General features: G+C 42.9%; 13 protein-coding genes. 6 read left to right on the top strand and 7 right to left on the bottom strand.

All coding sequences use genetic code 11. The features are described 5' to 3' along the window. Positions 1–381 precede the first annotated feature (381 nt). On the top strand, positions 382–2946 hold the full coding sequence (gene glgP / locus ACWATR_RS13260) for an alpha-glucan family phosphorylase (protein WP_460332869.1): 2565 nt from the start codon (positions 382–384) through the stop codon (positions 2944–2946). A gap of 69 nt (positions 2947–3015) precedes the next feature. Here glgP and ACWATR_RS13255 read toward each other — a convergent pair whose 3' ends face one another. Both ACWATR_RS13255 and ACWATR_RS13250 read right to left on the bottom strand, forming a co-directional pair. After that, positions 3016–3483, bottom strand: a complete 468-nt coding sequence (locus ACWATR_RS13255) for a DUF29 domain-containing protein (RefSeq protein ID WP_460332866.1) — start codon at positions 3481–3483, stop codon at positions 3016–3018. Positions 3484–3520: 37 nt separating this feature from the next. Then, on the bottom strand, positions 3521–4252 hold the full coding sequence (locus ACWATR_RS13250; RefSeq protein WP_460340388.1) for a DUF429 domain-containing protein: 732 nt from the start codon (positions 4250–4252) through the stop codon (positions 3521–3523). Between the two features lie 151 nt (positions 4253–4403). Between ACWATR_RS13250 and ACWATR_RS13245 the strand changes: the two genes are divergently transcribed. Both ACWATR_RS13245 and ACWATR_RS13240 read left to right on the top strand, forming a co-directional pair. Further along, complete coding sequence (locus ACWATR_RS13245) at positions 4404–5666, top strand: glycosyltransferase family 4 protein (RefSeq protein WP_460332863.1); 1263 nt, start codon at positions 4404–4406, stop codon at positions 5664–5666. 212 nt (positions 5667–5878) lie between these two features. Next, positions 5879–6745 (top strand): calcium-binding protein, encoded by an 867-nt coding sequence (locus ACWATR_RS13240; RefSeq protein ID WP_460332860.1) that lies wholly within the window; start codon positions 5879–5881, stop codon positions 6743–6745. Positions 6746–6908: 163 nt separating this feature from the next. Here ACWATR_RS13240 and ACWATR_RS13235 read toward each other — a convergent pair whose 3' ends face one another. Then, a complete protein-coding gene (locus tag ACWATR_RS13235) occupies positions 6909–8489 on the bottom strand; it encodes a B12-binding domain-containing radical SAM protein (protein ID WP_460332857.1) in 1581 nt (526 codons plus the stop codon). 637 nt (positions 8490–9126) lie between these two features. Between ACWATR_RS13235 and trpS the strand changes: the two genes are divergently transcribed. Together trpS and ACWATR_RS13225 are read left to right on the top strand one after the other, a co-directional pair. Continuing rightward, positions 9127–10137: a tryptophan--tRNA ligase gene (gene trpS / locus ACWATR_RS13230; protein WP_435020836.1), complete on the top strand. Its 1011-nt coding sequence runs from the start codon at positions 9127–9129 to the stop codon at positions 10135–10137. Between the two features lie 58 nt (positions 10138–10195). Then, positions 10196–11116 (top strand): methylenetetrahydrofolate reductase, encoded by a 921-nt coding sequence (locus ACWATR_RS13225; RefSeq protein ID WP_460332853.1) that lies wholly within the window; start codon positions 10196–10198, stop codon positions 11114–11116. Between the two features lie 121 nt (positions 11117–11237). On the opposite strand, the gene ACWATR_RS13220 is transcribed toward ACWATR_RS13225, so the two are convergent. The 3 genes from ACWATR_RS13220 to ACWATR_RS13210 form a co-directional block, all read right to left on the bottom strand. Further along, complete coding sequence (locus ACWATR_RS13220; RefSeq protein ID WP_460332850.1) at positions 11238–11483, bottom strand: hypothetical protein; 246 nt, start codon at positions 11481–11483, stop codon at positions 11238–11240. A 232-nt stretch (positions 11484–11715) separates the two neighbouring features. Then, positions 11716–12273, bottom strand: a complete 558-nt coding sequence (locus ACWATR_RS13215) for a phosphate-starvation-inducible PsiE family protein (protein WP_460332848.1) — start codon at positions 12271–12273, stop codon at positions 11716–11718. An 82-nt stretch (positions 12274–12355) separates the two neighbouring features. Beyond that, positions 12356–13279 (bottom strand): tetratricopeptide repeat protein, encoded by a 924-nt coding sequence (locus ACWATR_RS13210; RefSeq protein ID WP_460332846.1) that lies wholly within the window; start codon positions 13277–13279, stop codon positions 12356–12358. Between the two features lie 264 nt (positions 13280–13543). Between ACWATR_RS13210 and ACWATR_RS13205 the strand changes: the two genes are divergently transcribed. After that, positions 13544–15592 (top strand): elongation factor G, encoded by a 2049-nt coding sequence (locus tag ACWATR_RS13205; protein ID WP_460332843.1) that lies wholly within the window; start codon positions 13544–13546, stop codon positions 15590–15592. A 424-nt stretch (positions 15593–16016) separates the two neighbouring features. Here ACWATR_RS13205 and ACWATR_RS13200 read toward each other — a convergent pair whose 3' ends face one another. Next, the gene (locus ACWATR_RS13200; RefSeq protein WP_460332840.1) at positions 16017–19895 is read right to left on the bottom strand and encodes an AAA-like domain-containing protein; all 3879 of its coding nucleotides are present in this window, start codon (positions 19893–19895) and stop codon (positions 16017–16019) included. Position 19896: the final 1 nt, after the last annotated feature.

Genomic DNA, 19896 nt, shown 5'->3' with positions numbered 1-19896 from the left:
TAATGAGTGCAATTTTATTAAGAAATAATTAAAAATTTAACTTTCCTGTACACAGCTATGAGGAATTTTCACCCTCAGCTAAGACCCAATAATTGATCCCCGGAAGCAATACTAAAATAAATATAAATTATTTATTCCAAACTAGATTTTTTTTAAGTGATATATGCCACTCAATGATTAAATTTTAATATACCAAGTACATGGCTGAGAGTAGGACACAGAATTAGAAACACCTTGGTGTAAACTTTAGCAACGAGGTTAAAAAAATTCTCAATGCTTAACAAAGTCATCGCTTTTTCACAAACTACTGTATAAAGAATTGGCAACATTGGTAAAGAGAGTAAACAATAACCATAGCTAAACTTGGAGTTTTGCCAACCTATGCAGCCAATTCGTACATTTAACGTATCCCCCTCACTACCACCGCGACTCGAACCACTGCGGCGGCTAGCATATAATTTGCACTGGGATTGGAACGTTGAGAGTAAAGATTTATTTCGTCGCTTAGACTCTGACCTATGGGAGTCTAGCCATCATAACCCGGTGTTAATGCTGGGTACCATATCTCAATCGCGGCTTCTGGAAGTTGTTGAAGATGAAGGCTTTCTAGCGCAAATGGATCGAGCTGACCGTCAGTTAGACGATTATTTGCAAGAGCGCACTTGGTATCAGAAACAACGGGAGCAAAAACCCAAAGAATGCTACGCCTATTTTTCGGCGGAATTTGGACTTGTAGATTGTTTGCCGGTCTATTCTGGGGGCTTGGGCGTTCTGGCGGGGGATCACCTCAAATCTGCCAGTGACCTGGGGTTACCACTTGTCGGTGTAGGTTTACTGTATCAGCAAGGCTACTTTGCTCAGTATCTCAATGCTGATGGCTGGCAGCAAGAACGCTACCTGCTCAACGATTTCTATAATATGCCCTTGCATTTAGAGCGCAATGCCGATGGTTCGGAACTGCGGATTGCGGTAGATTATCCAGGACGCAAGGTGTATGCCAGAGTTTGGCGCGTACAGGTAGGAACGGTTCCCCTGTATCTGCTGGACACCAATATTGAACCGAACAACACTTACGACCACGACATTACAGATCAGTTGTACGGTGGCGACATCGATATGCGTATCCACCAGGAAATCATGCTGGGGATCGGTGGCGTGCAAATGCTCAAAGCTTTGGGACTAAAAGTTACCGCCTACCACATGAATGAAGGTCACGCTGCCTTCTCCGCCCTAGAGCGCATCCGCTTACTGATTCAGGAAGAAGGACTGAATTATGCTCAAGCTAGACAAGTGGTAGCTTCCAGCAATATCTTTACTACCCACACGCCAGTACCCGCGGGAATTGACTTGTTCGCTCCCGAGAAAATGTTGTACTACCTGGGGTACTATGCAGAGATATTTGGGTTGCCCAAAGAGCAATTTTTAGGACTGGGGCGTGAGAATACAGGCGATTTATCTGGGCCTTTCAGTATGGCGGTGCTGGCACTGAAAATGGCAACATTTTCTAACGGTGTCGCACAACTCCACGGTGTGGTGTCACGGCAAATGTTCCAGGGCTTGTGGCAGAAAGTGCCAGTAGAGGAAGTGCCGATCGCAGCAATTACTAATGGTGTCCATGCTCGGAGTTGTGTGGCGAAATCGACTCAAGAATTGTACGATCGCTATCTCGGCCCAAATTGGTCATCAGCACCACCAGATAGCCCATTGTGGGAGCGGATGGATGCCATACCCGATGAGGAATTGTGGCGCAATCATGAACGTTGCCGTTTGGATATGATTTTGTATGTGCGAGAGCATTTGGTCAAGCATTTGACCGATCGCGGCGCTTCCGCCTCCGAAATTGTCCAAGCCCAAGAAGTTTTAGATCCTTACGCTTTCACCATTGGCTTTGCTCGTCGCTTTGCCACTTACAAACGCGCCACTCTCTGGATGCGTGATTTGGAACGCATTAAGCGGCTTCTGCTGGCTAATAAAGACCGGAAAGTACAGTTTGTGATTGCTGGTAAGGCACATCCCAAGGATATTCCCGGTAAAGAACTCATCCGCGATATCAATCACTTTATCCGCGAACAACATTTAGAAAAACAGGTAGTGTTTGTTCCTAATTACGACATTCACATCTCCCGACTGATGGTTGCGGGTTGCGATATCTGGTTAAACACACCGCGTCGTCCACGGGAAGCCTCTGGTACAAGTGGTATGAAAGCCGCAATGAATGGCTTGCCGAATTTAAGTGTACTAGATGGCTGGTGGGATGAAGCTGATTACGTCCGCACAGGCTGGGCGATTGGACATGGAGAGAATTACGACGATCCTAACTACCAAGATGAAGTAGAAGCAAATGCGCTCTACGAGTTGTTAGAAAAGGAAGTTGTACCGCTATTTTACGAACATCGCGATAGTGATGGCTTACCCCGTCCGTGGGTTGCCAAAATGAAGGATGCAATTCGGTTGAATTGTCCCTTCTTTAATACAGCGCGGATGGTAGGAGAATATGCACAAAGGGCTTACTTCCCAGCTAGCGATCGCTATCATACCCTGACTGTTGATAACTATGCCCCAGCCAAAGAACTGGCTGCTTGGAAAGAAAAACTCAGCGAACACTGGTTCAACATCAGAATCAAAGATGTTGACGTATCAGCAGCTGCAGACATTGAGGTTAACCAAACCGTTGCCGTCAAAGCCAAGGTTGACTTAGCAACTTTGACAAATGATGATGTGCAGGTGGAGTTATATCAAGGTGCGATCGATGCCAATGGTGAAATTGTCAATGCTATACCAGTGGTGATGGATTACCAAGGTGAGGATGCACAACAATTGAGCGTTTACACGGGTAATATTACTTATACCGCTTCTGGTTTGCAAGGCTTATCGTTGCGTGTCTTGCCGAAAAATCCACACCTAGCTAATCCCTATGAACCAAGGTTGATTGCTTGGGCAGAGTAAGAGTGCTGGGTAGTTATTGAATACTCAAGATTAGGCGTTGCTGATTTAAGTTTAGCAACGCCTTTTATTTTAAAAGTTTTCAGGTAGATAATTAATATCTACTAGCTGTTCTAAGGTATAAGTACAATATTGAGGCAAATTATTTAGTTTCCCCTCGGTTTTCTCAACTACATATCCTAAAGCATCATCATAAATTGATACTAGTTCATTTTCTAAATATTGATATAAGTTCGTTGTCAAATTACGTTTTAATTGATTTCTAAAACTTCTAACTTCTGCTTTCCAATGTCCAGAATTATATTGAGTTTCTTCTGTCCAATATTGCAACAATAAAAGATGTCTAATAATTTGTTCTAATAAACTAGCAACCTTGGCTTTGTCTCTCCGACCCAAATTTTCTAGCTCCTCGATTAAATTTTCTAAATCTAATTCTTCTAAATGGTTAGCTTTCAATAGCTTGATTGTTTCCTCTAACCAGAGATGATCATCAATTTCATAAAGCTCTTTTAAACTCAAATTAGAACTAACTCCTTGCATAAAACCTCTTTGAGTTAAATCTTAGGATATTACAATTTTAGGCTAATATTCTCTGGGGGATGATAATGTAGCCAGTGGTGCGATCGCCTAATACGAGATTACGCTGTTCTCCCCAATACCACCAATATGCAGCAACATAGGCGCAAATTAAGCTATCTAGTTTATCTTCAGTTGCTTTGAGGGCCGCGCCTGTGCTGGGGATTTCGAGAACGAAGGAACCGCAGAAGCGCAGAGGAGGAGAGAAGGAGGGAAGGATATCGAGAAGATAATTTTGGAGTTTAATTAGTTCTAGGCGACGTTCACTGAGGCGTCCTTTTTTGTATTTGAGGATGCGTTCTAAGTTGAATAGGTTAACGATTGCTGGGTGTGGGAAGACTTCTATTTGATATCTGCTGAGTTTTTGCGGTTCAATGGTGGGTGCGTGTGCAAAACCGCGTGATTCTAATTCTAAGCCAAAGTTGATGGTCCGCTCTGCAAAGGGTAAGTTTTGATTAGCTGGGTAGCATCCCGCATGATATTTACCAAAGTATTTGTGGCTAAGTTTATCGGGGAGGCGACTCCCGGTGGCGTTGGGTATAAGGGTAGGTGCATCTACGGCAATGATAGCTGGTTCTTCTGGTTGTACACTTTGATCGATCCAGATGAGGATGTCTGCAATGGCTTCTTTGCGGTCTAGATCGAGTAGTTGTAGTTGTCCATCTATCAATTCTAAACAACATAGCCCACTTGGTTGCGATCGCCAGCCTAAATCAATGCCAATAAATTTCATGGTCATAACACGAATTTGCGATTATTTTCGCATTTTCGGGCAACCATTTACCTAAATTTACTTGCTAAAAATTGTGAGAAATAATCTTATAATCTTAAAAAGCTTGCCTTAATTTATTTTATCTGGCAATAAATTAATCAAGATTATTCCAATGAAAATCTTATTTTTACATCCCAATTTTCCCTCGCAATTTCGCAACCTAGCGATAGTTTTAGGTAAAGATCCTAATCACCAAGTCGTCTTTGGGACGAATCGTCGGGAAGGGGAAATACCTGGCGTTTTTAAAGCTATTTATACTCCTTCTCGTGAAGCTGCGCCTCAAACTCACCACTACGTTCGCAGCCTGGAAAATGCTGTTCTGACTGCTCAGGCTGTCTATCGCGTAACAGAAAAATTAAAAGCTGAGGGTTTCGTTCCAGATATAGTTTATGGTCATTCTGGTTGGGGGCCAACTTTATTTATGAAAGATGTTTTCCCGAAAGCCGAATTATTGTGTTACTTCGAGTGGTTTTACCATGCTCACGGTTCCGATGCTGATTTTGATCCCAATGAACCACTGAATGCTGATGATGAATGCCGCATCCGCGTGAAAAATACGCCGATTTTGACTGATTTATATAGCTGCGATCGCGGACTTTCTCCAACTAATTGGCAGCGTCAACAGTTTCCCAAAGAATATCATAGCAAACTCACCGTAATTCATGATGGTGTTGATACCAATTATTTTGTTCCCAAACCAGGCGCAAAGTTAGTTTTACCAAGAATAAATCTTGACCTTTCTCATGTGGAAGAATTGGTAACTTACGTGGGACGGGGAATGGAACCTTATAGAGGTTTTCCGCAGTTTATGGAAACGGTGGCGCTACTTCAACAGCGAAGGCCCAAGTGCCATGTAGTAGTTGTGGGAGAAGATCGGGTGGCTTATGGGAAGAATCTCCCCGATGGTCAGACTTATAAACAATTAATGTTGGAAAAATTATCTTTGGATTTATCGAGGCTGCACTTTACAGATAGGCTTCCTTATAATGAGTACCTTCAAGTTTTGCAAGCTTCTTCTGCTCATATTTATTTAACCCGTCCTTTTGTTTTATCCTGGTCAATGTTGGAAGTAATGGCAGCAGGATGTTTACTAGTAGCTTCTAAAACTCAGCCAGTATTAGAAGTCGTACAGGATGGGGTAAATGGATTGCTGGTAGATTTCTTTTCTCCTCAAGATATTGCTAATAGGGTTGAAGAGGCGCTGAATCATCCTCAAGAGATGAATGCAATTAGGGCGAATGCACGAGCGACAATTCTGAAGCGTTATGATTTGGCGAAACTGTTACCACAGCATTTGCAATGGATGTTTGCTGGTAAAAGTTCTGAGAGTTTAAAAAAGCGCCCAAGTTCTAAAGGATTTGGTAGGAGTCATTAGTCATTGGTCATTGGTCATTAGTCATTGGTCATTAGTCATTGGTCATTGGTCACTTGCATAAATATTTTAATTTCACGTAATAGTGTCAAGAAAAAGCTGAAAATAACGCTTTTGCAAGAAACATATTAATTATTATTTGTTGCTCACTAACAAATGACAAATAACAAATGACAAATGACAAATAACAAATAAATACATAAGCGATATTTAAAATGCGAATTATTTTTACTATTGCCCATTTTTTCAAACCTAGTAGTGAAGGTCGTCATGCTTCTCAACACAAAGACCCGCAACCGCGTTTGCAGGCATTAACTAAAAGCCTTACTGCTTTACACCAATTATTTGGCAAGTCTCAAAGTATTATCAACATCGCTCAACGACTAGCTTTCCCTGCTAACCAGCCACAGTCTCACGAACTAGATATTGTTATTTGTACAACTAAAGATAATCATCTTCTGAATCAGCTTCCCTTACCATCCCATTTATACAAGCATCATTCTACTAATGTAGAACCTCTGCTTTTAGGGTTTGAATGCCAAGCTGTTCTCCAAAGTTGCCTCGGTCAGTATGATTACTACTGCTTTCTTGAAGATGACCTAATTATCCATGACCCTTGGTTTTTTATAAAATTAAACTGGTTTACTCAACAAGCGGGTGATTTAAATTTGCTCCAGCCAAATCGTTATGAAGTTTCCCCTTACGGTTTAGTTAACAAAGCTTACATTGATGGGGATTTGGCTTTACGAGTAACGGCTCCCTTTCAAAATGTGCAGGAGCAACAGGAACTCAAAGGTACAATTATGAATACATCAATTACCTTTTGTCGTGCCCTCAATCCTCACGCAGGCTGCTATTTTTTGAATGCAAATCAGATGACTCATTGGGCTAATCAAACTTATTTCCTTGACCGGGATATTAGCTTTGTTGGGTCTCTAGAAAGTGCTGCAACCTTGGGAATTATGAAGACATTTCGGATTTATAAAAGCTCATCAGAGCAAGCAAGTTTTTTGGAGATTCAGCACTCTGGAACAGGATTTTTGGGGCTAATTGGAGGACAGGTGGGTTTAGCAGAGAGGTAAATCGAATTTAAATTTAAAAGTTTGGTTTTTGTGAACAAAATTAATGCGATCGCTATTTATAAAAACGCAATAGCGATCGCTCGACATTCAATTAAAAGACGCGATGAATCGCGTCTCTACAAATAGACTATTTGCCGCATTATTTTTTCAAATTGGTATAATCTTAAATTGTGACTAATGGTTTTTCAACAGGGGTAGGCGTGGTGAGCGGATCAAATCCTAACTGCTCAGTAATCCGCTCTCTGGCTAAAAGGCGGTATTCCCAAAAATGCTCGCCAGCAGCACATAAACCCAAATACATATTCACAAATTGCGGCTTGGTGCGGAGAATAGCCCAAAGCTGTTGCCAAAATTGACCCCGAATTTCCTGCCGTTGCCAACCTTGTCGCCACAGCAAGTGTACAAGTAGCCGCAGTCCTTTGCCAGGAGGAAAATACATCGTCTGCTGTAGTTGGGGATTAGGTGTAATCTTCAGACATTGTTCAAAACAACGTCGGAGATAGTTTTTGGGTTCGTATATTTTCCAAATTGCCTCTAAATATTCTTTAGCAACTTCAGCCATCGGCCGGGTAGGAACAAAATTCATTAAGGAATTCTGATCCCCCACCTCCAAACCTCCAAATCCTTCTAATAATCGCTCCTCTCGTTTTAGTCTTTCCCAAAGGGCAGTATTGGGAAGGGCTTGCAGTATACCGAGCATCGGTTGAGGAATGCTGGTTTCTTCAATAAAAGCTTGAATTCGCTCTCCAGCACCAGACTTTTCGCCATCAAAACCAATGATAAATCCTGCATAGATCAGTAACCCGGCTTCATTGATGTTATGACAGGCTTCTAAAAGGGGATTGCGGGTATTTTGAAACTTGCGAGTGACTTGTAGGCTGTCTTGATCTGGTGTTTCAATACCTAAAAAGACTGCGTAGAAGCCAGCTTTAGCCATTAGTTCTAATAGCTCAGGATCTTCTGCTAGGTTGACGGAAGCTTCAGTCAGGAAGGTGAAGGGATAATTGCGTTCCTGCATCCACGGAATTAATTCTTGTAAGAGGCGTTTCACATTGCGTTTATTGCCAATGAAGTTATCATCTACTACGAACAGAGATCCACGCCAGCCTAAATCATAGAGGGTTTGGAGTTCTGCTAGAGTTTGACTGGGTTCTTTGGTACGTGGTTTGCGACCATATAGATTGATGATGTCACAGAATTCGCATTCAAAAGGACAACCGCGAGAAAACTGGATTGCCATCATTAAGTAATCATCTCGTTTGAGTAAATCAAAGCGAGGGATGGGGCTTTGGGTGACATCTGGTTTTTCAAGGGCGCGAAATGTTCCTTGTTCTTCACCTTTAGCGATCGCATCTAAAAATTGCGGAACTGTAATCTCTCCTTCATCTAAAATCAAATAGTTAGCTCCTGCTTTTTGGGCGGGTTCTGGCACCGAGGTTGGATAAGGGCCACCTACAGCAACTTTTTTCTTTAGTTGTGCTGCTTTGTGAATTTGAGCGAGAAAGTCTTCTTTCTGTGCAAGCATCGCAGAAAGAATTACGATGTCGCACCATTGCCAATCAGCATCCGTTTCTTGGTTAACATTGCGATCATAAAACCGAACTTCCCAATCTTTTGGTAGCATAGCGGCAACAGTCAGAATCCCTAACGGTGGGATAAATGCTTTAAGTCCCGCTATCTTCATGAATTCGTCGTAAGACCAAAACGTTTTGGGAAAACGGGGGTAAAGTAAGAGTACTTTCATTGCTGTAGTCCTCTAATTAAATTTTGGTTGGAAAATTTTTACTTTTGATCAATCCGTGTTTTGGATGCTGATTGCAGAGATGATGCTACGATCCCATTACCCCTATTCTTTATCTATCTGTCTTTAGATAGACATTTGCATCTGCAAATGTAATTTTTAATTAATTAGCAGAATTACCGCCGTTGTAATAAAACGTCGAAATCATGTTTAATTGCGGCGTTTTGCGATTTAGTATTTGTATTGCCGTGTTATGTAAACGCAACCTCTTGCAATGCGATTGTATTGACTAACAATGCCATTGTATAGACTAACAACGGCATTGCATCAACTAACAATGCCATTGCATCAACTAACAATGCCATTGCATCGACTAACAATGCGATTGCATCGACTTCAACAGACTACAGTAAAGCATTGCAATGCCCACTCAACAAGCTGTGGTTAACACACTAAGTTATCGTTTTCCTTCGTGAAGAGTTTTTATAGCAATCCGAGTTGAGTTAAAATCTCTCATCCCACAACGGCGAGTTGACCTGGAAAATGTCAAAATTAAATGAGTTTTGTGTAGGCGCAAGCGACTTGTCGCCAGACATCGCCATTTTACTAGCGCGGATTTGAGATAATTAAATTGGAATTTATGGGCAAGCAACGTGTTCTTTCTGGAGTTCAACCAACGGGCAATTACCATCTAGGTAACTACTTGGGAGCCATTCGCAACTGGGTAGAAGGTCAGAGCGAATACGAAAATTACCTTTTTGTGGCTGATTTGCACGCGATTACAGTGCCACACGATCCAAAACAGTTGGCTGCTGATACCTACACTCTTGCTGCTCTCTATCTAGCTTGTGGTCTTGATTTAAATCACTCCACCATCTTTGTGCAATCCCACGTTTCGGCCCACAGCGAACTCACTTGGTTGCTTAACTGCATTACACCTCTAAACTGGCTGGAAGACATGATCCAGTTCAAGGAAAAGGCTGTTAAGCAGGGAGAAAATGTCAGTGCAGGTTTATTAGATTACCCTGTGCTAATGGCAGCTGATATTTTGCTTTATCAAGCGGATAAAGTGCCAGTGGGTGAAGACCAAAAGCAACACTTGGAATTGACACGGGATATTGCAGCTCGGTTAAATCACCAATTTGGTAAACCAGATCAACCAGTTCTGAAGTTACCAGACCCTTTGATTCGTAAGGAAGGGGCAAGGGTGATGAGTTTAGCGGACGGTACACGCAAAATGTCGAAGTCTGATCCTTCGGAGTTAAGCCGAATCAGTTTGCTAGATTCACCAGAACAGATTCAATACAAGATTAAGCGTTGCAAAACCGATCCGATTCGGGGGCTGACTTTTGATGATCCAGCGCGTCCAGAGTGTAATAATTTGTTAACGCTCTATACATTGCTTGCTGGGAAGAAAAAGGAAGATGTGGCCGTTGAGTGTCAGGATATGGGCTGGGGACAATTCAAGCCATTGTTGACGGACACAATTATTGAGTCTCTGAAACCAATTCAAGAAAAATATCAGTCGGTAACAGAAGATAAAAGCTATTTAGAGTCTGTGTTGCGGGATGGAGGAGAAAAAGCTAGAGCGATCGCAAATCAAACTTTATCACAAGTAAAAGCTGCTTTAGGCTACTCTCTTCCTCTCTAAGTTTTCCCTTTTCGGTGTGATTTGCTATACCATTTAAGAAATTGAAAATCTTAATTTTATGCATCACACCCATAGCCACACAGCCTTCCGCAGAGCTGTACAAGCAGGTGAATTTCTAGTTACCGCCGAGGTAGCACCGCCAAAAGGGGGAGATCCAGCGCACATGATTCAAATGGCGGCGACTCTTAAGGGAAGGGTTCATGCTGTCAATGTTACTGATGGTAGCCGCGCAGTATTACGGATGTCTTCGTTAATGGCATCGGTGATTTTGTCACAAAACGGTATAGAGCCGATTTGTCAAATTGCTTGCCGCGATCGCAACCGCATTGGTTTACAAGCTGATTTGATGGGCGCTCATGCTTTGGGTATCCGTAACATTTTAGCTTTGACTGGCGACCCAGTAAAAGCAGGCGATCATCCAGATGCCAAAGCAGTGTTTGACTTGGAAGCCGTGCGACTGCTGCAACTAATTCGGAAGATGAATCAAGGCGTTGATTGCAACGCAAAACCCTTGACTGATGGAGCATTAGATTTATTTGTTGGTGCAGCAGTAGATCCGCAATGTAAGAGTTGGTCAGGTTTGCAAAGTCGATTTGAACGCAAAATTGAAGCTGGAGCGCAGTTTTTTCAAAGTCAGTTGATTACAGATTTTGAGCGGCTAGAAAAGTTTATGGATACCATTGCCGCTGGTTATAAAAAACCGATTTTGGCAGGAATTTTTCTGTTGAAATCGGCAAAAAATGCCCAGTTTATTAATAGATGTGTTCCGGGTGTAGATATTCCCCAACATATTATTGATAGATTGGCAAAAGCTAAAGATCCTTTTGAAGAAGGGATAAAAATTGCCGCCGAGCAAGTGCAAATAGCGCGGCAATTGTGTCAGGGTGTCCACATGATGGCAGTAAAACGCGAAGATGCGATCGCGCCAATTTTAGATTTGGCTGGGGTTGCTCCACTTAATCAGTTGGTATCTAAGTAAATGAGAGAAGGAATCTTTTATTCAAGCAGATGGTTATGACCATCTGCTTTTTTTTAATGCTGAAACAGCTTGTTTCTTATGTAACAAGCAAGCTCGTAGGTCTACGCACTTCAAACCTAGGTTACATCTTACCGTGTTGCATCACTTCTTGTAGATGGCGGCGAACCTCTTGTGCTTGCTCAAGATCAGATTGCCGCAATTTTTGGAACAATTCTACACAAGGCTGAGAACCTACCTGTTGTGCATCTTGGATGTAAATATCATAAGCTTTGACAGCTTCAGCCTTGTTGTGCAACACGGTTACAAAATCGTACTCCAAATTGCTAATTGGTTCTTGAGACTGTCCGTTACCTGTATTTTTAGCCATTGCTTAAACCTCTTTTTAGGATTTCTAATTAACTTTATACTCACCCTGAAAGAGCGATTCATCTCCCAAAAAGAGTATATTTAAATACGTCAGAAGTACCTTGCGAGAGTAAGTTATACGATTTTAGATTTTAGATGCATCAAAGTTCCTGATGCAGCCTCAAGCAAAAGAGTAGAGGTAGGAAAATACTTTTTCCCACTCTCTACTCCCCACTCTCTATTGTCATAGAAGTTTATCCAAGCGGTTGGTTCTCATCACATTGACGTGAATAATCGAATTCAAACTCATCATTTTTCCGTTCCCTACCTCCTCTATACACAACCGGACAAAATTTAGTGTTAGCACTCATACAATCCATGTGTGGCGTTTTAGCACAGACTACTAATAGTCCACCCAGAACAAATAACAAACCACAAATTGCCAGCGTATTAACCCAAGAAATTTCCAGCGCTCCGTGAACTACTACCTCTCGCAGTAGAGATACAATTGTTACCTCAACTGCTACTCCTACAGAGATACTATGTTCTTGCAAGTAGACCATTAATAGTCGGAATAACTCGACTAAAATCAACACAAATAGTATTTTTGCAGTCACATATTTATAATCTAGTGGCTGCATGAGGGCTATAAGTAACCCCCACAATTGAATCAGCATGACGGCAAACAAACCCAAACACAAAACAATCACAATTAAGTCTTGAAAGGCTTCCATATTGCGAACAATTGAGTGCCGATCAAGCCAGCGATCGCTAAATAAAAATCGACTTTTCTGGCGCTTTTGCATGTACATTCATTCCATTCGGGATAAGTTCAGACAACACCAGCGAGTCAACCCAATACTTTTATGTTATGCAATATTAAGCTGTTGCGCCTCAGCGAGGTTGGTAATTTAAATTTTGTGCCTGTTGTAACAATTGCTCGGCATTTTTTGCCCATTGGGGATTACCCTGAGCATTGTATAAATCTCTAGCAAATTGGAATACTTGTACTGCATCACCATATTGCTGTAGCTGCATAAAAACTAACCCAGCACCATAATAAGCATTGGGATAGTTAGAGTTAGCTTCGGCTGATTTTCTAAAAGCTTCTAATGCCTCTTGTAATTTGCGTTGCCCAAACCAAATTGAGCCGAGATTGTAGTAAGCTTCTGGATATTTCGGATTAATCTTTACTGCCTGATTAAAGGCATTTCTGGCTTGATCGAGTTTGCCTTGTTGGAGATAACACATCCCTAGATGATAAGGAGGTTCTGGTGCATTTTTGCTATATTCTATGGCTTTTCTAAAAGATGCGATCGCTCGCTCACAATCTCGTTGCTGTTCTTGTACTAACCCTAAGTTATAGTGGGCAAATCCTAGTTTGGGATCAAGTTCTAAGGCGCGTTGCAAGTAATCGTTCGCTAACTGTAAATTATTGCCTTCTAACAACGCACCGCCTAAATTGGCAAAAGCTGGAGCAAATTTCGGATCGGCTTGCGTCGCTCGATAAAATGCATCCGCAGAGGGTTGTAATTGTCCCGTTTGTCGGAATGCTAGCCCTAAATTATAGTGTGCTGGTGCTAATGCCGGATCTAGTTTAGTTGCTTGTTGAAAGGCTGCGATCGCATCTTGTACTCTTCCCGCCTGAATTGCCTGTAAGCCTTGGTTTAACCAGTCTATAGCGGTTTTAGGATTAGATTGTGCCAGCTTTGAGGCGAGAGGAGGAGATAGACAAAGAGAGGGAGAGGAAATACTAACAATCAGCAAAGTTAAACTTACTAACCCGGCTATGCGATATTTAAAGAATGATAATCTCATTGATTTTCTGACTCGCAACAATTTCAGTTAAATTTACTTCATAAAAAGTTTTTTACAAAAGTTCTTAATTTGGCATAAAAGTTTGTGATAGTTAACTTTTCTTAAGCTAAATCTTACAACAGGCTACAATTTTTTTAACTTTCGATTAAAGAGAGGATAATAACAAATTAAAGAAGGGGTAATTTTGACTCCAGAGAACCATTTTTTATCCCTGATATATACAGAATCATGCGGTTAGGAAAAACTTACCGCAAGGGAGGTTTTATGAACGAAAAAGTAAAATCGGGTTCGCGGAATGTTGCAATTGTCGGGCCTTATTTAAGTGGAAAAACCACTTTACTAGAAAGCTTGTTATTTGTCACAGGGGCAATTTCCCGGAAAGGCAATGTCAAGGACAGCAATACAGTGGGAGATAGTGCTGCCGAGTCGCGCGATCGCCACATGAGTGTAGAAGTCAGCGCCGCTAGCACTGAGTATAACGGCATTCGCTTCACTTTTATTGACTGTCCGGGAAGTGTAGAATTTGCCCAAGAAACGTACAATGCTTTAATCGGAGTGGATGCGGCAATTGTAGTTTGCGAACCCATCCGCGAACGAGTCCTCACCCTTGCCCCTCTATTTAAATTCCTCGACGATTGGGAAATTCCCCACCTCGTCTTCGTCAACAAAATGGATCGGGCAAATATTCACGTTTTGGAAACGCTGCACGCCCTGAAAGCAGTATCTAGCCGTCCTTTGGTAGCACACCAATATCCCATCATGAACGGGGAAGAACTCACCGGCTTTATTGATATGGTGAGCGAACAGGCATATCAATATCATCCAGGCGCACCTGCTGACCCCATCCCCTTCCCCGAAAGTTTAAAAGAAGAAGAACATATAGCACGAGCAGAAATGCTCGAAGCCTTAGCAAATTTTGACGATCATTTACTTGAAGAACTTTTAGAAGACATTGAACCACCCCAAGAAGAAATTCTCAAAGATTTAAAAATGGAATTAGGGGCAGATTTAGTAGTGCCCGTTTTCTTTGGTGTAGCAGAACAAGATTATGGTGTTAGACCTCTATTAGAAGCTTTGTTACGGGAAGCCCCCGAACCAGAAACCACAGCAGAACGTCGTTTAAAAAACATCAAAGGTGATACACCTTTAGCGCAGGTATTAAAAACTTACTACACTCCTCAAGGTGGTAAACTCTCTCTCGTGCGTGTTTGGCGGGGCAAATTAACTGATGGTATTGTCCTCAATGGCATTCGCACTGGTGGAATTTACCGGCTTATGGGACAACAACAGCAGTTAGTTAACCAAGTTAGTGCTGGTGAAATTGTCGCATTAAGTCGTTTAGAAGGAATCAAGACAGGCGATACAATCTCTATAGAACAGCAGTCGGCAATAAAATTACCCAAAGCTGTAGAGTTGGAACCAGTGTATGCTCTTGCCATTACACCAGAAAAGCGCAACGATGAAGTTAAACTCAGTGGTGCCATCACCAAGCTATTAGAAGAAGACTGCTCACTTGCTTGGGAACAACATGGCGATACCCACGAAGTTATCTTGTGGGGTCAAGGCGAGATTCATTTACAAGTCGCCCTAGACAGACTGCGCCGCAAATATAATCTGCCGATGACAACCCACTTACCGCAAGTACCTTACAAAGAAACCATCCGCAAAACAGTGGCTTCAGTTCATGGGCGCTACAAACATCAAAGTGGTGGTCACGGACAATTTGGTGATGTTTTTCTCGACATCAAGCCTTTACCACGCGGCACAGGTTTCAACTTTAATGAAACCATTGTTGGCGGCGTGGTTCCTAAACAGTACATTCCCGGCGTAGAAATGGGCGTGCGGGAATTTCTGACACACGGGCCTTTGGGTTTCCCAATAGTGGATTTAGCCGTAACTCTGACTAATGGTTCGTATCACAACGTTGACAGTTCCGAACAAGCCTTTAAACAAGCTGCGCGATTGGCAATGCAAACAGGGATACCCAAAGCGGAACCTACCTTGTTAGAACCAATTCTGCGGGTGGAAGTGACAACACCGAGTGAATTTACCTCGAAAGTGTTGCAACTGTTGAGTGGTAGACGGGGGCAAATTTTAGGCTATGAGGGGAGAAACGATTGGCAAGGCTGGGATAATGTCTCTGCATACTTGCCACAAGCAGAGATGCAGAATTTTATTGTAGAGCTGCGATCGCTCACTCTTGGTGTTGGTTCCTTCCACTGGGAATACGACCATCTCCAAGAAGTGCCTGAAAAGCTTGCTGAACGTGTCATTCACAGCAATAGTAATGGTGGTAACAGTAACGGCAAATAATTTTGGATTTCTTTAAAATCGAAGCCCTGCACTTTTAAATGCAGGGCTTTTTGTTAATGAATATTTCATACACTCTGGACTCCCTAGTTCTTGAATAAGTCGGGAATGTTTTTGAATCTATAAAAGGATTCGTAAACCGCACGCCCTCAACCGTCGCACCTGATGCAAAGTCCTCAGTATAACAATACTTTTCGGTTAAGGGGGAAAGGGGAAAGGGAAAGGTTTGAATTCACCTTTCCCCCTTACCCTTTAACCTTTTCCCAGACCAAAAGAGAGATTGTTAGGCTTATCCGAAAAGTATTGCTCAGTATGAAGTTCTTCAATTTGGTTAAGTCGTGCCGTTGCCCAAATTTGCGTGTCCCAAAACCCGAAGTGATGGGTTTCCACGCCGCGAATTGCTTCTAGAGAAATAAGCCGTGTAATATCAACGACATGGCAAATAATCTTTTATCCAAATACAACCAGAGTGCAATATCTGGTTACTATCTAAAACGCGATCGAGTTGCCAGAGAATCACCACATCATCTAACCCGGCAGATGCTAGGATTGCTCCTTGATTCTGGGTAGCGGGGTAAAAGGCAACATTCAATGCTCGTTGTTCATGTCCTTCCAGAGTAGCGTGCAAGATGCCATCTAGCGACCAAAGTTTTACTTTATTATCCCAACCAGCAGAGGCTAAGACAGTACCCCAGTTGTCGGGGAGTCCAGAATGGGGGGGAATGAAGGTGATACCATTTACCCGATCTGTGTGGGCGGGAATAGTGCGAATTAATTTACCGTCTAACGACCACAGCTTAATTGTCGTGTCCTCACTGGCTGTAGCAACGAACTTTCCATCAGGGCTAAAGGCAACATCCCAAATAGTCTCGTTATGACTTTTCAGGGTAAATTGCGGCTGAGATGGGAATTTTCCGTTCGCGTCCCGGTGCCAAAGGCGAAGAAACGTATCTCGACCGCCGATCGCTAACCACTGATTATCAGGGCTAAATGCTCCAGCATTGAGGCGATCGCGGTTTTTAGGTAGGGACTCACTCAGGGTTTGGATGAAAGTGCCATCCCGCTTCCAGAGTTTGGCTGTGCCGTCCCAACTGATGGAAGCTATCTCTAGCCCGTCGGGACTAAACACCACATCCCGCACTGTTGCGTTATGGGCTGAGATCGTTTTTAAGGGTTTTCCCTGCATCGTCCATAAAGTCAAGGAACCATCATCGCTACCTGCGGCGATCGCCTTCCCGTCTGGGCTGATATCCACTGACCAAACCTGTCCCGGTGGCGGGGTTAAGGTGTTGAGCAGTTGTCCGGCTCGATTCCACAGCTTAATGGTACCATCAGCACTAGAGGAAACGATTGTTTGCCCATCAGGGCTAATCGGCGTATGCCAAACAGAGGCACGATGACCCCGCAATACCGTGAGAATATTGCTTTGCAGCTGCCACACCCGCACCAAGTCATCTTCACCAGAGGAAATTAAACGACGACCATCGGCACTGAAAGCTACTTCCCATGTACCGTTAATATGAGCATACAGGGTTTGATTGACAGTTCGATCGCTGTTCCAAAACTTAATTGTGTTATCCCAACCAGCTGAAGTGAGGGTTTGTCCATCGGGGCTAAAGGCGAGAGTCACCACGCTGCTGTCGTGTTCTGTGGCAGTTTCCAATAAAGTGCCAGTGACAGTCCACCAGATAACATTACCAATCCAGTCTCCAGCTACCAGAGTTTGTCCGTCAGGGCTGAAGGTGACGCTCATCAGACGGTTTTTGCCTTTTTTGGATGCGATGGGATTATTCAGTGTCCGAATTTTCTTACCCTCCAGATTCCAGAGGATGAGAGTATTATCATCACTGACCGAGGCTAGGGTGTTAGCATCAACAGGACTAAACGCCACCTTTGAAACTGCACCGCTGTGTGCCTTAAAAGTGCGAATCAAGCTGCCGTCGATGCGCCAAAGTTTTACTGTCTTGTCGTTACTAGCCGAGGCAATCCATTGTCCGTTAGGGCTGACGGCGAGCGATCGCACCCCATCTTGATGTCCGTTGAGTGTTTTAACCAGTGTGCCGTCCAGCTTCCACAGTCGCACCGTGCCATCTTGCCCAGTCGAAATTAGTTTATCGCCTTTGGGAGTAAAGGTGACATCAAAGACTTCTCCTTTGTGACCGCTAAGTACTTTTACGAATGTGCCATCGCTTTTCCACAGAGTAATCTTACCGTGTTGGTGAGCAGCAGCGATTGTCTGTCCGTCGGCAGTGATGGCAATACCCCGCACTTTTCCCTGTTTACCGTTTAGGCGGTTGCGTTCAATGACTTGAAAGGTGGCACGGCGCAATTCTCGATCTACCTTGGTAAGTAACTCAGCAGGCACATCCGCTAATTTGCTCAATCGAGTCTGGGCTTTGATGGCACTGACTAAAGCATCTAATCGATTCCCAGAGGCAAACTGAGCTTCGGAAACGTTAGCGATCGCTTCAATTTCTCGGAGAGTGGCTTGATATCTTTGGGCAAAGGCATACATTCCCAAGAAACTGGCGACGAGGAAAGCAATACTAACAGTCCCCAGTAACCACTTTTGCAAGCGACTGGCACGTTTTTCTTGTTGCAGTCGCTTTTCAACTTCTTGCAGTCGCCGCAATTCTTCTTGTCGTTTCAAATCATCTAAGTCGGTGCTGGTGCCAAACCATTTCACCACCTGTCCGCTTCCATCCTTGATGGGAATCGCCCGATTGAGAAACCAGCGATAGTTTCCTGCGACATCTTGTATTCTCAGTTGCACTTCATAGGGTGAGTTGGTTTCTAGGGAATGTTTCCAGGCGACAAGGCTATTGGGGCGATCTTCAGGATGAACCACATCCAGGCTTTTCCAGTCCGTCACCTTTGAATGCGATCGCCCCAAAAAGGTACTTAAGTGCTGGTTGGTATAAGATAGTCTACCATCTGGCTCTACAATCCATACCATCTGGGGCATTGCTTCTGCTAGTTGCCGAAAGAACCTTTCGCTTTCTTGCTGCGCCGCAAATTGCCGCCGGATTTCTTGCTGTTCTGCATCCTGACTAGCGGCCAGAAATTGGTAATCTAAATCGCTGAGGCTTTTGTTTTGCGCCCACTTTTGGGCATCAATTAGAGCTTGTCCCCGTAAAAGCCGGGATGTATCCTGTTTTTGAGAAGCAATCCAAGCTGATACTGTTTCATAGTAGGGACATAGTTGATTTAATTGTGCTTCTACCCATTTCCGATTAAAAACGTCTTGATATATGCGATTGCGGATTTGCAGATATCCTTGATATTTAACTACCAAACCAGAAAGCAGCAGTTCTACCTGTTCTCGACTGTCGTCGGCTGCTACGGGAATAGCTTGTAAAAGTTGCTGATAGATTGCGAGTAATCTACTAATGCGCTGACTATTGTAAAGTAAGCGATTGCGAATCGTGCGTAAATGCTCTGGTTCGTCTTGAGATTCCCAATTGCTAATGATTTGCGATCGCACTAAACACTCTATCCAATCTGCTTCTTTACCTGGTGCAATTTCCAAAGGGCTAGCTTTCACCACCAACTGACATAATTTTTGCGTTAGAAATGGCTGTCCATTAGTCCAAGCAATAATTTCTTTAAATACCGCTTGGGGATTGCTCGCAACTTGCTCTAATCCCACTACTAGAGGTTGAGCTTCTGCTAATGTAAATCCTTCTAAATTAATAGCAACACCGATATTAAAAGGTGTTTTGAGTTTATTTTGAATTAAATCAGAGGGAGTTGCAACGCCAAATAAAGCAAAACCCAGTCGTTCGTATTCAGGATTATGGACTCTTTGTTGATAACAAGCCCGAATCCAGGCATAGAAATCATCTATGCCAAAGCTTAATTGCAGCAAGCTATCAATTTCATCAATGAAAATAAAAATGCGATTGTTACTCAGATTGACTAGCAAAATATCGTCGATAAAATTGCCCAGGCGTTGTATGAGTGAAAACTCAGTTTGTTCTTGCCACCAAGCTGCAAAATCGATTTTTTTAGCTAATCCAAAACTATGCAGCAAGCGGACAATTATCCCTTTATAAAATTGTGTTTCGGTGAGTTCTTGGCTGCGTATCTGCGTAATATCAATGTAAGCACAACTAAAGCCTTCATTTTGTAATCGTTGCTTGGTATGTACCAGTAGTGAAGACTTACCTATTTGACGACAGTTGAATACATAGCAAAATTCCCCTGCTTTCAAGGCTGTATAAAGTTCAATGTCTGCTTGCCTAGTAACATAGTTGGCAGCATTAGCATTTAGACAACCACCAACTTTGTAAATACTTTTGTTCATG

Source organism: Nostoc sp. UIC 10890, assembly GCF_054786515.1.
The sequence above is the reverse complement of the archived record's forward strand: the minus strand, read 5'-3'. Positions and strand labels throughout refer to the sequence as shown.